Origin of the sequence: Streptomyces yunnanensis (assembly GCF_029011865.1) — a bacterium.
Classification (GTDB): domain Bacteria; phylum Actinomycetota; class Actinomycetes; order Streptomycetales; family Streptomycetaceae; genus Streptomyces; species Streptomyces yunnanensis.
In genome coordinates this window covers 7297686-7312608 of sequence record NZ_CP095749.1, presented here as the reverse complement: position 1 = coordinate 7312608, position 14923 = coordinate 7297686, and the positions used below count along the sequence as shown (strand labels likewise).

Here is a 14923-nt window from a genome sequence, read left to right as displayed (position 1 = left end):
TATTCCCGCTAGGGCCGCAGGGCCCGCAGCAGGAGTCCGGCCAAGTGGTCGGCGACCTGCTGCGGGCTCAGGGGGCCGTCCTCGCGGTACCAGGTGCCCAGGTGGTGCACCGAGCCGAAGTGGTAGTCGACGACCAGGTCGGCGGGGACGTCGGCGGTGAACACGCCGGTGCGCTGCCCCTCCTCGATCAGCGCCCGGAACCGCTCGTGGTAGCGGCGCCGCTCGGCCCGCACCTGCTTGTCCTTCTCCGGGCTCAGATGGTGCATCGAGCGGAAGAAGATCTTGGTGTCGTCGAGGTTCTCGATGGTGGTGACCACCACGTCGGCGGCGGCGTCCCGCAGCCGCTGCTCCACCGGCGCGTCGGCGTCCGCGAAGCGGTCCAGCCGCTCCTGCTGGAGCCGCAGCACCCGGCCGTAGACCTCGTGGAGCAGATCCTCCTTGGAGCCGAAGTAGTGGTAGAGGGCGCCCTTGGTGACGCCCGCCGTGTCCACGATCTCCTGGACCGAGGTGCGGTCGTAGCCCTGCTCCGCGAAGAGCCTGGTGGCGGTGGCCAGCAGTCGCTGCGCGACGGGCTTCGTGGTGCCGTTGCCGTTGCTGGTGCCGTCCTTGATGCCGGCCATCGCCCTCACCCGTTCCTTACGTTCCTCACATGCGTCCGTCGTGCGCGCCGACCGCCCTGCCGTCATGCGCGCCGGCGCAACTCCCGTCGAAGGATCTTGCCACTCGTGGTCTTGGGAAGCTCCGGCAGGATCTCCACCACTCGGGGATATTTGTACGCCGCGAGCCGTTCCTTGCAGTAGGCGGCCAGCTCGGCGGGGTCGGGGGAGGCGCCGGGGCGCAGGCTGACGTACGCCTTGACGGTCTCCCCGCGGTAGGGGTCGGGCACCCCGACGACGGCCGCCTCGCGCACCGCGGGATGGGTGTAGAGGACGTCCTCGACCTCGCGGGGCCACACCTTGAAGCCGGACGCGTTGATCATGTCCTTCTTGCGGTCGACGACGTACAGCCAGCCGTCGCGGTCCATGAAGCCGATGTCGCCGGTGCGCAGTTCGCCGTCCGGGACGGCCTCGGCGGTGGCGTCCGGGCGGCGCCAGTAGCCGGGCACGACCTGGGGGCCGCGGACCGCTATCTCGCCCTGCTCGCCGAACGGCAGATCGCGGCCGGCCTCGTCGATGATCCGCACCACGGTGTCCGGGCCGGGGACGCCGACCGCGAGGGTGCCGGAGACCTTGTCGACCGGCGCCTGTCTGCCGGGCGGGACGGTGGCGCAGGGCGCGGTGCACTCGGTCAGGCCGTAGCCGTTGTGGATGTGCGGGCCGAAGGCGGTGCGGAACTTCTCGACCAGGGCCGGCGGCAGCGGCGCGCCGCCGGAGCTCACGGTCCGGAAGGAGGTGAAGTGCCCTGGGGTGGCCGACGGGTGGGCCATCAGTGCCATGTAGGCGGTGGCCGGGCCGACGGTGAAGGCCGGGCGGTGCTCCAGGAAGGCGTCCAGGACGGTGCCGGCCTCGAAGCGGTAGGCCAGGGCCAGGGTGCCGGCGTTGGCGAGGCAGGTGGCCAGTTCGCAGACCATGCCGGTGATGTGGAAGAGCGGGGCGAGCGCGAAGTAGGTGGCGCCCTCGGCGAGTTCGAGGCCGGTGCGCATCCGTTCGGCGTTGTAGCTGATGTTGCCGTGGGTGTTGGTGGCGCCCTTGGGCGCGCCGCTGGTGCCGGAGGTGTAGCTGATGAGTGCGATGTCGGCGGCGGCGGGCTCGGGGACGGTGGGCGCCCCTCCGCCGGTCCGGGCGGCGGTGAGCAGGTCGTCGGCGCCGTCCTGGGGGCCGGCCGGTTCGTCGCGCAGCACCCGGACGTCGTCGCGGGTCTGGAGTCCGCGTTCGTCGGCGGTGACCGCGATCCGGACGGAGCCGGCCTCGGCGGCGGTGGCGCGCAGGAAGCCGGCCCAGGTGCGGTCCGCGCAGAGGACGGCGGTGACCTCCGCGTCGTCGAGGATGTGCCGGATCTCCGCCGCCTTGTACATGGGGTTGACGGGGACGACCACACCGCCGGCCTTCCAGACGGCGAGCACCGCGAGCACGAAGTGCGGGGTGTTCTGGAGCATGACCGCGGCGCGGTCGCCGGGCCGGAGCCCACGGGCGGCGAGGTGGCCGGCGAGGCCGTCGGAGAGCGCGTCGGCCTCGGCGTAGTCGATCCGGCCGTCGAAGTAGGCGAGCGCGGTGCGGTCGGGGGCGCGGCGGACCGCGGCGCGGAAGGCGTGCAGCGGCGAGGGCGGCGGCTGGACGGGGGCGCGCTGGGCGTCGGTGAGCAGGGCCAGCCACGGCTTGTCCTGGTAGGTGGTCACCGGGCCTCCCCCTCGCGTGCCTCCAGTTTCTGCTGGAGGTGGTTCATCCCGGCCAGCCAGCGGTCCGGGTCGGTGGCGCGGGCGGTGTAGTAGTCGCCCACCTCGGGGTGCGGCAGGACCAGGAAGCGGCCCGCCTCCATGGCCGAGAAGAGGGCGTCGGCGACGGCGTCCGGCTCGATGGCGGTGGGGGTCAGGACGAGGTCGCCGGCGATGCCGGTGGCGGCGAGCATGTCGGTCCGCACGCCCTGCGGGCAGATGGCGTGCACGTCGATGCCGCGGTGGCGGTAGGTCAGCGACAGCCACTCGGCGAAGGCGTAGGCGCCGTGCTTGGTGACGCTGTAGGGGGCGGCGGCGACCATGGTGAGCAGGCCGGCGGCGGACACCGTGGAGACGAACCGGCCGCTGCCGCGCGCCAGCCATTCCGGCAGCAGCGCGCGGGCGGCCCGCACGTGGGCCATCACGTTGACGTCCCAGGCCAGCGCCCAGTCGTCCTCGGGCGCTTCGGGACCGCCGCCGGTGCCGACGCCGGCATTGGCGCAGAAGACGTCGATGGCGCCGCCGAGCGCCTCGCGGGCCGGGCCGACGGCGGCGGAGGCGTCGCCGGGGACGGCGACCGCCCCGATCTCCTCCGCGGTTCTGCGGGCCTTGGCCTCGTCCAGGTCGTTCACCACGACCCGGGCGCCCTCGGCGGCGAACCGGCGGGCCAGCGCGGCGCCGATCCCCCCGCCCGCTCCGGTCACGACAACGGCCTTGTCCCGTACGACTGCCACGCTGCGTCTCCCTCGGTCGGCTGACTCCACCGGCTCCACCGGCTCACCGGCAGGGGCAGACTAACCAGTCGGTATGTCCCAGCGGAAGCCTCTGTTTTCCGTCACTGCCGGGATTGCGGAGTAGCGGTCGGCCGGTGGGGACAGGCGAGCGCTCCCGGTCACGAGGGCGCGCGGCCGGACGGCGGGTCCGCGATGAGGAGGGCGATGCCGTCCAGGAGCGGCGTGAGGCCGAAGGCGAACAGCGCGTCCAGGTCGAGCTCGTAACCGTCCGCGAAGCTGCTGGTGAGCCTGGTGAAGACGGGGTAGCGGGTCGACGCGGTGATCGTTTGGAAGGCGAGGGCCTGCCGGTCCATCCACTGGTCCTCGGACAGTCCGGTGGCGGCCTCGGCCTGGGCCTCCCGCTCCAGGTGCACCGCGATCCCCTGGATGTAGCTGTAGAACAGGACGTGCAGGTCGAGCATGGTCTCCGGTGCGAGGCCGTGGCCGTCGAGGGCGGAGAGCGCCCATTCCGCGTGGACCATCAGGGACGGCAGCATCAGGGGGCGGGTGAGGGAGCCGACCTGGGCGAGCCAGGGATGCCGGCGGTAGATCGTCCACAGGGTGCGCGCGCCGAGTTCCAGCCGGGCCCGCCAGCCCTCCGGCGGCGGGGCCGGATAGGTCTCCTCGCCGAACGCCGCGTCCGCCATCAGCAGCACCAGGTCGTCCTTGCCGGTGACGTGGCGGTACGGGGACATGGCGGCGACGCCGAGCCTGGCGGCGACGCTGCGCATGGACACCGCGGCCAGCCCCTCGGCGTCCGCGAGGTCCACGGCGGCCCGGACGATCCGTTCGCGGCTCAGGTAGCGATCGGGCAGGGCCGTGGACGGCGTCCGGCGCGTGGTGGGGGCGCGGTGCTCCGTCGACGCCGCCCGGTCGCGGGCCGCCACCACGGTGCCGACCCGGGGGCGGGCCTCGACCAGCCCCTCCAGGCGCAGCGTGGTGAGGGCCTTGGTGGCGGTGGCGAGCGCGACGCCCCATTCGCGGGCGATCCGGCGCGTCGAGGGCACGCGGTCGCCCGGGGCGAGCGTGCCGTCGGCGATGCGCCGGGCGATCTCGTCGGCGATGCGCCGGTACGGCGGATGGGTCTGTGCGGCCATGCGGTCGACTCCTCGGGATTTTTTTCGCGCCCACCAGATCTGTACTAGTTCAGACGCTACCAGCGCGGAGGGCCAGGGAGCGGCATCTGACATAGAACAGAAAGGGGAAATGGGCAGTTGGCGGCGCTGCGCATACGCCGTACATTCAGGCGCGTACAGCGTATGAAGGAGCGTGTATGAAGACCGTGCTCATCTCCGGCGCCGGGGTCGCCGGATCCGCACTCGCCCACTGGCTGCACCGCGACGGGGTCGCCGTGACGGTGGTGGAACACACGCCGGGCCGGCGCCGCGGCGGCCAGGCCGTCGACATCCGGGGCACCGCACTCGATGTCGTCGAGCGGATGGGGCTGCTGGACCGGGTCCGCGCGCACCGCACCCGGATGCGCGGCATGTCGGTGCTGGACGGGGACGGCAGGGAGGTCCACCGCTCGACCGAGACGACCTTCAGCAGCGGCCGGCTGGCGAGCGAGGACATCGAGCTGCTGCGCGAGGACCTGGTCCACGTCCTGCACGAACAGGCCGGTGCCGGCGTCGAGTTCGTCTTCGACGACCGCATCACGGCGCTGGACCAGGACGAGGACGGAGGGGCAGGGGGCGGGATACGCGTCACCTTCGAGCGGGGCCGCCCCCGCACGTTCGACCTGGTCGTGGGGGCCGACGGCCTGCATTCGGCGGTGCGGCGGCTGGGCTTCGGACCGAAGGAGCGGTTCACCCGCCACCTGGGCATGCACCTGGCGATCTTCACCGCGGACAACTTCCTGGGCCTGGACGACTGGCAACTGTGGCTCAGGGACGGCGAGGCCGGCTACGGCATCTACCCGGTGCGCGACAACACCGAGCTGCGGATCTCGTTCGGCTTCGCGGCCGGGCCGCTGCCCGCCGGGCCGCTCGACACCGCGGCGCACAAGCGCCTCGTCGCCGACCGGATGGCGGCCCTGCGCTGGGAGACCCCGCGGCTACTGAAGGCCCTGTGGGAGGCGTCCGACTTCTACTCCGACGCGATGACGCAGGTCCACATGGACCGCTGGTCGCACGGCAGGACCGTGCTGCTCGGCGACGCGGGGTACTGCGCCTCGCCGCTGTCCGGCCAGGGGACCAGCCTCGCCCTCGTGGGGGCGCATGTCCTGGCCGCCGCCCTGCGCGGTGCGGGCGACGACCACCGCGCGGCCTTCGCCCGCTACGAGGAGCGGATGCGCCCGTTCGTCGCGCTCAACCAGGCGCTCGCCGTGGAGAATCCCGGCGGACCGGCCTCCGAGGCTTCCGTCGACCGGGCCAAGCGCGCGCTCGCGCTGGAGGACTGACCGCCCCGGCCGACGCCGCCCGCCCCGCTCCGCCACGAGGACCGGCCCGGCGCGTTCCGCACCGGGCCGCCGAGCGTTAGCGTGCCCACGACACACATCGAGTCGACCACCGCTCACGGAGGTGTGCGCATGGCTCTGTCGAGACGTGTTCTGCTGGGGCAGTTGGCGGCGACCGGGGCGGCCGCGGCAGCGGTCTCCGCGGGCCCGGCCGCCGCCCAGGCCGCGCCGGGTGCCCACGGCCGGCGGGTGCGCACCGGCTTCGACCGCCTGGCCGCCGACGGCTACCGCCTCCTGGACGGCCGGCGGGTCGGCATCGTCACCAACCCCACCGGCGTCACGAGTGGGGGCACCTCCCGCGCGAGCGAGGCCGGGCGCGGGGGGATCCGGCACATCGTGGACGTGATGCACGCCGACCCCCGGGTCCGGCTCGCCGCCGTCTTCGGGCCGGAGCACGGCTTCCGGGGCACCGCCCAGGCCGGCGGCTCGGAGGGCCGCTACGACGACCCGGCCACCGGCCTGCCCGTCTACGACACCTACGACAAGAGCGGCCGGGAGCTCGCCGACATCTTCATCGCCTCCGGCGTGGACACCGTGGTCTTCGACATCCAGGACGTCGGCGCCCGCTTCTACACCTACATCTGGACGCTCTACGACTGCATGGTGGCGGCCGTCCTGGCCGGCAAGCGGTTCGTGGTGCTGGACCGCCCCAACCCGGTGACCGGCCGGGCCGCGGCCGGGCCCGTGCTGGACCGGCGGTACTCCTCCTTCGTCGGCCGGGAGCCGATCGCGCAGGCGCACGGCATGACGGTGGTCGAGCTGGCGCTGCTCTTCAACGGCGTGTTCGTGCCGGCCGCCGCCGGGCGCCCGGTGCCGCTGGAGACGGTCCGGATGACCGGCTGGCGCCGCACCGACTTCTTCGACGCGACCGGGCTCCCCTGGGTGCCCCCGAGCCCCAACATGCCCACCCCCGACACCGCCCTGGCCTACGCCGGTACCTGCCTGTTCGAGGGCACCAACCTCTCCGAGGGCCGCGGCACCACCCGCCCCTTCGAACTCCTCGGCGCCGAGGGCCTGGACCGCCGCTGGGCCGAGGCCGCCGCCGAACTGGGCCTGCCCGGCGTGTACTTCCGCGAGGCGTACTTCGCCCCGACCTTCTCCAAGTTCCAGGGCAGGACGATCGGCGGCCTCCAACTCCACGTCCACGACCGGGCCGTCTTCGACCCGGTGCGGACCGGCATCGGGCTCCTGGTCACCGTCCGGCGCCTGTGGAAGGACTTCGCCTGGCGCGCCGACCACTTCGACCGACTGGCCGGCACCGACACCGTCCGCACGATGATCGACGCGGGCGCGGGGGTCGAGGAGATCGCGGGGGCCTGGGCGGAGCGGCTCGGGCGCTTCCGGCGGGTGCGGGAGCGGTATCTGCGGTATCCGTAGGGGCCGTTGGCGGTGGACGGGGTTGTGCGGGGGCGTTCGGGGACGTTCGGGGCGGTCCGGGCAGGTGTGGTGGCCGAACGGCAGGGCCGTGCCCGATATCTCACCATCCGAGATAGATCATTTCGGCTATTGACTGCCCCGTGCACCGACCAAGAGAGTGCGGCTCGTGCACAGTGACGCGACATCAGCGAAGCCGGCGGCGTCCCCGGACGCGGCGCCGGCCGGCGGGGAGAGCCTGCGGCGGGTGGCCGTGGCCTCGTTCATCGGGACCGCCATCGAGTTCTACGACTTCTACATCTACGGCACGGCCGCGGCCCTGGTGCTCAACCAGGCGTTCTTCCCGACGCTCGACCCGGTCAACGCCACCCTCGCGTCGTTCTCCACCTATGCGGTGGCGTTCGCCGCCCGACCGCTCGGGTCGGTGGTCTTCGGGCACTTCGGCGACCGGGTCGGCCGCAAGTCGGTACTGGTCGCCTCGCTGCTGCTGATGGGCCTGTCCACGGCGCTCGTCGGCCTGCTGCCCGGTTACGGGACGTGGGGGATCTGGGCGCCGCTGCTGCTGATCCTGCTGCGCTTCCTCCAGGGGATCGGGCTGGGCGGCGAGTGGGGCGGGGCGGCGCTGCTGGCCGTCGAGCACGCGCCGCGCGGACGGCGGGGGCTGTACGCCGCCTTCCCGCAACTCGGGCCGTCCGTCGGTTTCTTCGCGGCGACCGGGGTGTTCTGGCTGCTGTCCGAGGCGATGAGCGACGCGGCCTTCCGGTCGTGGGGCTGGCGGGTGCCGTTCCTGCTGTCGTTCCTGCTGGTGGGGGTGGGGCTGTTCGTCCGGCTGAAGATCAGCGAGACGCCGGTCTTCGCCAAGGTGCTGGACGCCCAGGAGGCCAGCCGGGTCCCGGCCGTGGACGTCTTCCGGCGGCATCCGCGGGAGCTGCTGCTGGGTGCCGGCGGGATGGTCATCGCCTACGGGCTCTTCTACACCGCCACGACCTACTGCCTCGCATACGCCACCGGCACCCTGGGGATCCCCCGCACCACCATGCTCGGACTCTCCCTGGTCGCCTGCCTGTTCCTGGCGGCGGGCACCTGGCTGGCGGCCACCCGTTCCGACGGCCGCGGACGCCGCACGCTGATCCTGGGCGGCTCCGGGCTCGCGCTGGTGTGGGGGCCGGCCCTCTTCCCGCTGCTGGACACCCGGCAGCCGGTGCTGATCGCCCTGGGCATCGGCGGCGCGCTGTTCTGCATGGGCGTGGTCTACGGCCCGATGGGCGCCTATCTGCCGGAGCTGTTCGGGACCACGGTCCGCTACTCGGGCGCGTCGCTCGCCTACAACCTCGGCGGGGTGCTGGGCGGGGCGGTCGCGCCGCTGGTCGCCACCCGGCTCCAGGCGGCGTTCGGTTCGGCGTCGGTGGGGTGGTACGTGAGCGCGATGGCGCTGGTGTCGCTGGGATGCGTGCTGGCGCTGCCGGAGACCAGGGAACGCGAACTCCTGGGCTGACCCGCCCCCTTGGGGGCCTTCAGGGCCGGAGCCACCAGCGCTCGCTCTCCCAGGAGAGCACCTCCCAGAGGCGGTTGAGCGGGTGCTCCGGCCCGTAGGAGTCCCGCTCGCCGCGCCGGGTGAAGACGCCGACCAGGACCTCCGTGCGGGGGCCGACGTCCCCGGTGACCTCCAGGGTGCGCAGGCCGCCGGCCTCCGGGAGGTGACCGTCCGACGCCGCCTCCCCCAGGCCCCTGGTGACCAGCATCGCGCCGCTGACCACCCCAGAGCGGAGCAGCTCGAAGCCGTAGTGGGCGGCCTCGATCTCGGCGGCCACGGTCAGCTTCTGGCGGTAGTCGCTGCCGTACCAGGCGGTCAGGAAGCGGTCGATCAGCCCGCCCGTGGAGACCACCAGCGGCAGCCGCGGCAGTTCACCGGCGGGGAACGAGCCGCCGGGCAGCCGCTCCGGCGGCAGGTTGGTGAGCAGGGACAGCCCGCTGCGCCGCCACTCCATCACCTCGTACGGGGCGAGTTGGGCGGCCTCCTCGCCCTCGGTGACCACGACGCTGCCGCACACCAGGTCCAGCTCCTGGGAGCGGAGCTTGGTGAAGAGGTCGGCGGTGCGGACATGGGTGATCTTCAGGTCGACGCCCTCGCGGTCGAAGTCCTCGCTGACGTACTCCACGGCGTCCAGGAGGAAGCCGAGGGTGTAGCGGGTGGTGCCGACGGAGAGCGTGCGGCCGAGGCGGCGGCGGGCGCCGTGGACGCCCGCGGACCACGCGCCGAGGGTGCGCCGGGCCAGTTCGACCAGGGCCTCGCCGGTGGCGGTGAACAGCGCATCGCGGCCCCGGCCCTGCTTGAGGACCAACTCCTCGCCGCAGAGCGCCGCGAAGGTGCGGTTCATGGTGTCGAGTTGCTTCTGCACGCTGGACTGCTCGCGGCCCAGCCGGCGGGCCGCAGCCAGCGCGGTGCCCTCCTCGTGCACCGTGATCAGCGTGCGCAGCTGGTCCATCGTGGTGTCCAGCAGCTCCGTCGGGTACTGCTGCGGACTCGGGTACTGCTGCGGACCTGACGCGGCCATGTGCCCCTACTCGCTTTCCCTTCCCCCAGATTCAGGGATGAGCAGCATAGCCGTCCCGAAAACTCGTCCGGAGCCGAGGCGGTTTCCGGCTCATCGCGGAAACCGCTGGGAAATACAGCGGGGCCCCGGGGTGTGCGCACCCCGGGGCCCGTGTCGTTCGCTCCGCTACCTGTGGGCGGGGAATTCCACCACCTGCTGGTAGGTGGGGCGGTTCTGCCAGCTCATCTTGTCGTGGGTCAGACCGCCCACCGCGCGGTGGACGATCGAGTCCGCGCACCACTGGTCGCCGGCCTTGCAGTTGTCGTCGCCCGGGTAGACCTGGGCGGCGGTCCGCGCGTCGGCCTGGCGGAGGGTGGCCAGGAGCGTGTCGCGGCAGGCGGAGAGGTCGCCGTTGCCGCAGTAGCGTGCGGCGAGCGGGCCCTGGACGCGGTCGCCGAGCACCGCGCGCAGGTCCTTGTCGACATAGCTCCACCAGCCGTACTGGAAGGCCGATCCGGCGTGCGCGCCGGTGGGGCCGTGGCCGGCCGACGGGGACTCGTCGATCGCGAGGTTGGCGCGCACCGCGTCGTAGAGGTCGGTGCCGAGGCCGGGCCGGAAGGTCTCCTGGACCATCAGCGGCCACCAGGCGTCCATCAGCCGGACCGCGTCGGAGTGGGCGTAGGTGTGCGAGCCGGGGGTGGTCTCGCGGCGCTGGGCGCCGTCCTTGCGCCAGGCGTCCAGCCGCTGGATCGCACCGCGCAGCGCGGGGTCGGTGACCGGCTTGCTGCCCAGGACCCGCAGCAGTTCGGGCAGGACGTCCTCGCCGCGCAGGTCGGTGAGGGCGGCGTCGGCCATCGCCCGGGTCAGGGAGGCCCGGGTGACCCCGCCGTCCCGGGTGAGCGCGCGCACCCGGTCGTCGAGCAGGTTGGCGCGGTGCACCGGGCCGTTGCCGAAGCCGGCCGAGTCGTAGTCCTTGGCCTGCTTGTTGTTCCAGGAGACGTAGTAGTCCTGGTCGATCGACTGCGGGTGCTGGGCGGGCGGGGTGTAGGCGGTGGTGTTGGTGGCGGGGTCGAAGCCCTTCCACTCGTAGGCCGGTTCGGCCTTGACCGGCAGCGCCGGGTCGACATCGGGGTTGCGGACGGGGTTGAGGCCGCTGTTGTAGTACGCGATGTCGCGGGAGTCGGCGTAGAACCAGTTGAAGGCGTAGCCGATGTGCTGCGCGGCCTGCTGGAAGCTCTTGGCGTCGTGGACGTACGACGGGTCGTTGAGCATCTGGAAGCCGATGATGGAGTCGGCCTCGTGGCGGTAGGTGGAGCGCAGCGCCGTGTAGGCGACGGGCTTGCCGCCGATGGTGGCGCGGTGGGTGACGGTGCCGTACGTGGTGCGGAAGACCTGCATCCGGTACGAGCCGGCCGCGGTGGGGTCGGCGACGGTGGGCTTCCAGGAGTTGGTGCGCTCCAGCTTCTCCATCGGCAGGCAGCGGCCGTGGTAGCGGTAGGAGGTGGACTCCCTGGTGGGCTGCGAGCCGTCCGCGTTGCACAGGTCGACGGCGTAGGTGTCGGTGATGTCCTGGCCGGCGGAGGTGGCGCTCCAGGCGTAGTCCTGGCCGCGGCCGAGCTGGACGTACATCCCGACGCCGGCGAACGAGGCGCCGCGGGCGCTGATGCCGGGGCCCTGGATCTCCTGGAGCATCAGCAGCTGGGGCGCGAAGTAGCCGGTCTGCGGGCCGAAGACGGCGACCGGGTGGCCGCTGGCGGTGTGCTTGCCGGAGACCAGCAGGGCGTTGGACATCCCGCGGTGCTGGGTCGGGTCGAAGCTCCCCTTGGGCAGCACGCCGTCCTTGAAGAGGCCCTCCAACTTCCGGTACTTCTCCGGGGCCTTGACCGGGTCGCGGGGCGGGGTGGCGCTCTTGGAGGCGGCGGCGCCGGTGCGGTCGAAGACCAGCGGCTCGGGGGTGACCGAGCCACGGTCGGGCAGCGCGGTGCCCTTGGCCTTGGCGGGCTTGACGGCGTAGGGGAAGCTCTGGCCGTCGTGCAGGGTCTTGACCGCCTCGGGGTCGTTCCGCTCGCGGAAGGACTCCCAGACCTTGGTGCCCTTCTCCAGGCCGTACTGCTGCTGGGCGGAGAGCAGGGCGAGGGCGGACGGCACCTCGCCGCCGCCGCCGTTGCCGAAGAGGCCGCCGACGACGGAGGCCAGGGCTATCAGGTCGGTGAGCTTGAACGGCTGGATCTCACCGGCGTTGGTGAGCGCGTCGATGTGGCCGGTGACGACGTACTCGCCGGGGAAGTAGCGGCCGTTCTTGGACTGTTCGCGGTAGGCGTTGATGCCGTCCACGTACGCCTGGGCGTCCGCCATGGCCTGCTTGCCGCGCGCACCGTTGTTGTTGCGGATGGCGTCGACCTGCGCCTGGAGGTCGGCCTCGGTGTACGGGGCCGAGGGCCAGAACTGCTGCTCCAGGCCCTGGTTGGCGAGGGCGCCGCCGGCGAAGGAGGTCAGCTCGCCGCGTCCGATGTGCCGGAAGAGGTCCATCAGCCACAGCCGGTCCTGGCCCGCGGCGTAGCCGGCGCCGTACTCGGTGCCGTAGCGGGTGGTGCCCTTGATGTGCGGGACGCCGGTCTTCTTGTCGCGGGTGATGCTGACGTCCGGACGCGGGGTGCTCACCGAGGCGACCTGGTCCTTCGGGACGCCGAAGGAGGCGTCGTTGAAGAAGTCGGTGAGGGTGTCGTCGGTGAGCGAACGGTAGCCGCCGGCCAGGGCGTTGTAGGGGGCGATCTGGTCGGTGGCGTGCGGCGGATGGGTGCCGAACAGCTTGTTGCCGAGGATCTGCACCAGGGTGGCGTTGCCCGTCGCGCCGGGCGGCAGGATGTCCGCGCACTGGCCCTGGCAGTAGTCGTCGACGTCGTGCGGCACGGCCGCGGTCGCGATGGGGGGCGGTGCCAAGAACGTGGCACCCAAGGCGAACAGGGCTGCCGTTGCGGCGGTCCTGAGCCTTCCGGTACGTCGCTGCATTCCTGCTCCTCGAGGGGGTCCCGCTGCTCTTGGAGAGCCCGGGGAAGGTGGGCCGGACGTTACCGGCGGTTACTCATGACGGGAAGATGAACAACAGTCACCTTTTCGAATTCCCCACAGCGGGCAGATGTCGGTGGGCGTCGCACGGCCGGACACCCCGTCACATCGCCACCCAAAACCGCAAGAGAGTTCGATGGATCCAGGTGGCGGCCGACTACGTCCATTCCCTGTCCAGTCGGGATCCTCCTCGGAGGTGGAAGCACCATGGCCGGTTTCAGAGCCCTCGCAGAACAGGTCCGTAATCCGCGACTCGTCACCGTTCGGCGGCGCACCGCCCTGCGCAAGTGCCTGGAGCGCTTCGCCCCTTACGGGCACCGCGCGACGTGGCACCATCTGTGCACCAGGGCCGGATTCGCCCTCCAGGACCGCGACCCCGATCCGGCGCGGCTGATGGCCGCGCTCGCCGAGCTGGAAGAGGCGCGCGCCCTCTGGCTCGCCTACGAGGAGGAGTTCGCCGCCCGGCGCCGCCGCGAGAAGCACCACGGCATCCGCCAGCCCAGCGCGCTGGACGAATGGCACCGCCGCACCTGGGGCGGCTACGACATCGTGCCCTGCGCCTCCCCGCAGCGGCACCCGGCGGCCCGCCTCTCCGAGGTGCTGCGCCGCATGATCGCGGCGATGGAGGCGGGCCGCCCGCGCCGCGACTGCCCGGTCTGCGGCGGCACCCGCTTCGCGTGGGTCCCCGGCCCGGACGGCTGCCCGGCCACCGGCCCGGCCTGCCGGGAGTGCGGGGTGCTGGCCCCGGCGTCCGTACTGACCCCGGAGGCGCTGCACACCGCCGCCGGAATGCCCGGCGCGCGGGCCGCCGCGGCGGCCTGACCCCCGCTCCGCGCGGCGCCGTCCCCCCGTGCACGGGGCGCTTGTCGGACCCCTCTGCCATCATCGGACACATGCTCCAGATGCTTCAGGTATGTCTCAACGGCGCCCGCACGGCCGCCGATTCGTCGGCCGTGCCGCTGTCGCCGGCCGCGCTCGCGGAAGCGGCGCGGCAGGCGGTCGCGGCCGGCGCGCAGGACGTCCATGTCCATCCCAAGACCCCGTGCGGCCAGGATTCCCTCTCGCCGGGGGTGGTCGGCCCGGCCCTGGAGGCGATACGGGAGGCGGTGGACGTCCCGGTGGGCGTGACGACCGGCGCCTGGGCCGAGCCAGACCCCCGGCGCCGGGCGGAGCGGATCGCGTCCTGGACGGTGCTCCCCGACCACGCCTCGGTCAACTGGCACGAGGACGGCGCCGATACGGTCGCCGCCGCGCTGCTGGAGCGCGGCGTCGCCATAGAGGCGGGCATCTGGGCGGACACCGAGGCCGCCGCCCGGTTCGCCGCGTCGCCCTTCGCACCACGGGTGCTGCGGGTGCTGGCCGAGGTCATCGACGACACCGACCCGCGCACCGCGCCCGACACCGCCCGGGCGCTGCTCGCCGAGCTGGCGCGGATACCGCACGGCCGCCCGGTGCTGCTGCACGGCTTCGACGGCGGCGCCTGGCCGGTGCTGCGGCTGGCCGGGGAGTTGGGCCTGGCCAGCCGCATCGGCGTCGAGGACACCCTCGCGCTGCCCGACGGCTCGCCAGCCGTCGGCAACGGCTCTCTGGTGTCCTGTGCCGTCGCGTTGACGGGCGGCCTTCCCCGCGCCTGATCCAGCCGGTACGTTCCGCGGCATGCGCGTCCCCGACCGCCCCGTGGTGCCGCACCCACGAATTCCAGTACACGGGCACCACTGAACCTACCTACCGTCCACGAAGAAACTCGTTCTCCTGATCCGTGAGGCCAACCCTCGTAGGCTTGCGTGCATGCAGCTTCGCTACAACTACCGTGCGTACCCGAACGCCTCTCAACGTCGCGCGTTGGCGCGTGCGTTCGGGTGTGCCCGTGTTGTATGGAACGACTGCCTGCGCGACCGGAAAGACGCGCATGCGGCGGGGCTGCCCTACGTGAAGTCGGCCGAGTTGTCGCGGTTTCGCATCACACAGGCGAAGCAGACCGAGGAACGCGCCTGGCTCGCCGAGGTGTCGGCGGTCGTTCTTCAGCAGTCCTTGCGGGATCTGGACACCGCCTACAAGAATTTTTTCGACTCGGTCAGGGGCAGCCGTAGCGGTCCGAAGGTCGCGCCACCCCGGTACAAGTCGAAGAAGGAGTCCCGGCAGTCAATCCGTGTGACCACCAACGCGTTCTCCGTTGGGGAGAACGGCGCGGTGTATGTGGCTAAGGTCGGGAACATCAAGGTGGCGTGGTCCCGGCCGCTGCCTGCCACACCGACCGTCCTCTAGGTCCGCGGACCAAGCCACGCCGCGATGTCATGGCAGAGCTCGATGAACTCCTCGCGGCTCATACCCGACTTTGCTCGATTCACGT

General features: G+C 72.4%; 11 protein-coding genes and 1 pseudogene. 6 read left to right on the top strand and 6 right to left on the bottom strand.

What is annotated here, in order from left to right; all coding sequences use genetic code 11:
- Nucleotides 1-8 precede the first annotated feature (8 nt).
- From MOV08_RS31885 to MOV08_RS31870, 4 genes are all read right to left on the bottom strand, one after another.
- Nucleotides 9-620, bottom strand: a complete 612-nt coding sequence (locus MOV08_RS31885; RefSeq protein WP_073445286.1) for a TetR/AcrR family transcriptional regulator — start codon at nt 618-620, stop codon at nt 9-11.
- Between the two features lie 62 nt (nt 621-682).
- The gene (locus tag MOV08_RS31880; RefSeq protein WP_275309794.1) at nt 683-2335 is read right to left on the bottom strand and encodes a class I adenylate-forming enzyme family protein; all 1653 of its coding nucleotides are present in this window, start codon (nt 2333-2335) and stop codon (nt 683-685) included.
- Complete coding sequence (locus MOV08_RS31875) at nt 2332-3105, bottom strand: SDR family oxidoreductase (RefSeq protein ID WP_275309793.1); 774 nt, start codon at nt 3103-3105, stop codon at nt 2332-2334. The genes MOV08_RS31880 and MOV08_RS31875 overlap by 4 nt, the downstream gene beginning before the upstream one ends.
- A 158-nt stretch (nt 3106-3263) precedes the next feature.
- The gene (locus tag MOV08_RS31870) at nt 3264-4241 is read right to left on the bottom strand and encodes a TetR/AcrR family transcriptional regulator C-terminal domain-containing protein (protein ID WP_275309792.1); all 978 of its coding nucleotides are present in this window, start codon (nt 4239-4241) and stop codon (nt 3264-3266) included.
- 176 nt (nt 4242-4417) lie between these two features.
- On the opposite strand from MOV08_RS31870, the gene MOV08_RS31865 reads away from it, so the two are divergent.
- From MOV08_RS31865 to MOV08_RS31855, 3 genes are all read left to right on the top strand, one after another.
- A complete protein-coding gene (locus tag MOV08_RS31865; RefSeq protein ID WP_275309791.1) occupies nt 4418-5542 on the top strand; it encodes an FAD-dependent monooxygenase in 1125 nt (374 codons plus the stop codon).
- Between the two features lie 129 nt (nt 5543-5671).
- The gene (locus MOV08_RS31860) at nt 5672-6976 is read left to right on the top strand and encodes an exo-beta-N-acetylmuramidase NamZ family protein (RefSeq protein ID WP_275309789.1); all 1305 of its coding nucleotides are present in this window, start codon (nt 5672-5674) and stop codon (nt 6974-6976) included.
- 166 nt (nt 6977-7142) lie between these two features.
- Nucleotides 7143-8468, top strand: coding sequence for an MFS transporter (locus MOV08_RS31855; RefSeq protein WP_275309787.1), 1326 nt, complete (start codon nt 7143-7145; stop codon nt 8466-8468).
- 19 nt (nt 8469-8487) lie between these two features.
- On the opposite strand, the gene MOV08_RS31850 is transcribed toward MOV08_RS31855, so the two are convergent.
- Nucleotides 8488-9528, bottom strand: coding sequence for a LysR family transcriptional regulator (locus MOV08_RS31850; RefSeq protein WP_039637744.1), 1041 nt, complete (start codon nt 9526-9528; stop codon nt 8488-8490).
- Nucleotides 9529-9693: 165 nt separating this feature from the next.
- On the bottom strand, nt 9694-12516 hold the full coding sequence (locus MOV08_RS31845; RefSeq protein ID WP_275309785.1) for a penicillin acylase family protein: 2823 nt from the start codon (nt 12514-12516) through the stop codon (nt 9694-9696).
- A gap of 264 nt (nt 12517-12780) precedes the next feature.
- Between MOV08_RS31845 and MOV08_RS31840 the strand changes: the two genes are divergently transcribed.
- From MOV08_RS31840 to MOV08_RS31830, 3 genes and pseudogenes are all read left to right on the top strand, one after another.
- Nucleotides 12781-13395 carry a hypothetical protein gene (locus MOV08_RS31840; RefSeq protein WP_039637741.1) on the top strand — a complete coding sequence of 205 codons (615 nt, stop codon included), beginning with the start codon at nt 12781-12783 and terminating at the stop codon, nt 13393-13395.
- An 80-nt stretch (nt 13396-13475) separates the two neighbouring features.
- Nucleotides 13476-14207 carry a 3-keto-5-aminohexanoate cleavage protein gene (locus MOV08_RS31835; protein WP_275311954.1) on the top strand — a complete coding sequence of 244 codons (732 nt, stop codon included), beginning with the start codon at nt 13476-13478 and terminating at the stop codon, nt 14205-14207.
- 154 nt (nt 14208-14361) lie between these two features.
- Nucleotides 14362-14835: pseudogene (locus MOV08_RS31830) on the top strand (RNA-guided endonuclease InsQ/TnpB family protein); the annotation flags it as partial.
- Nucleotides 14836-14923 lie beyond the last annotated feature (88 nt).

What these genes read in the sequence shown, in the direction of transcription:
- MOV08_RS31885 (WP_073445286.1), bottom strand. Translation starts at nt 620, where the DNA reads ATGGCCGGCATCAAGGACGGCACCAGCAACGGCAACGGCACCACGAAG.
- MOV08_RS31870 (WP_275309792.1), bottom strand. Translation starts at nt 4,241, where the DNA reads ATGGCCGCACAGACCCATCCGCCGTACCGGCGCATCGCCGACGAGATC.
- MOV08_RS31860 (WP_275309789.1), top strand. Translation starts at nt 5,672, where the DNA reads ATGGCTCTGTCGAGACGTGTTCTGCTGGGGCAGTTGGCGGCGACCGGG.
- MOV08_RS31865 (WP_275309791.1), top strand. Translation starts at nt 4,418, where the DNA reads ATGAAGACCGTGCTCATCTCCGGCGCCGGGGTCGCCGGATCCGCACTC.
- MOV08_RS31835 (WP_275311954.1), top strand. Translation starts at nt 13,476, where the DNA reads ATGCTTCAGGTATGTCTCAACGGCGCCCGCACGGCCGCCGATTCGTCG.
- MOV08_RS31850 (WP_039637744.1), bottom strand. Translation starts at nt 9,528, where the DNA reads ATGGCCGCGTCAGGTCCGCAGCAGTACCCGAGTCCGCAGCAGTACCCG.
- MOV08_RS31845 (WP_275309785.1), bottom strand. Translation starts at nt 12,516, where the DNA reads ATGCAGCGACGTACCGGAAGGCTCAGGACCGCCGCAACGGCAGCCCTG.
- MOV08_RS31840 (WP_039637741.1), top strand. Translation starts at nt 12,781, where the DNA reads ATGGCCGGTTTCAGAGCCCTCGCAGAACAGGTCCGTAATCCGCGACTC.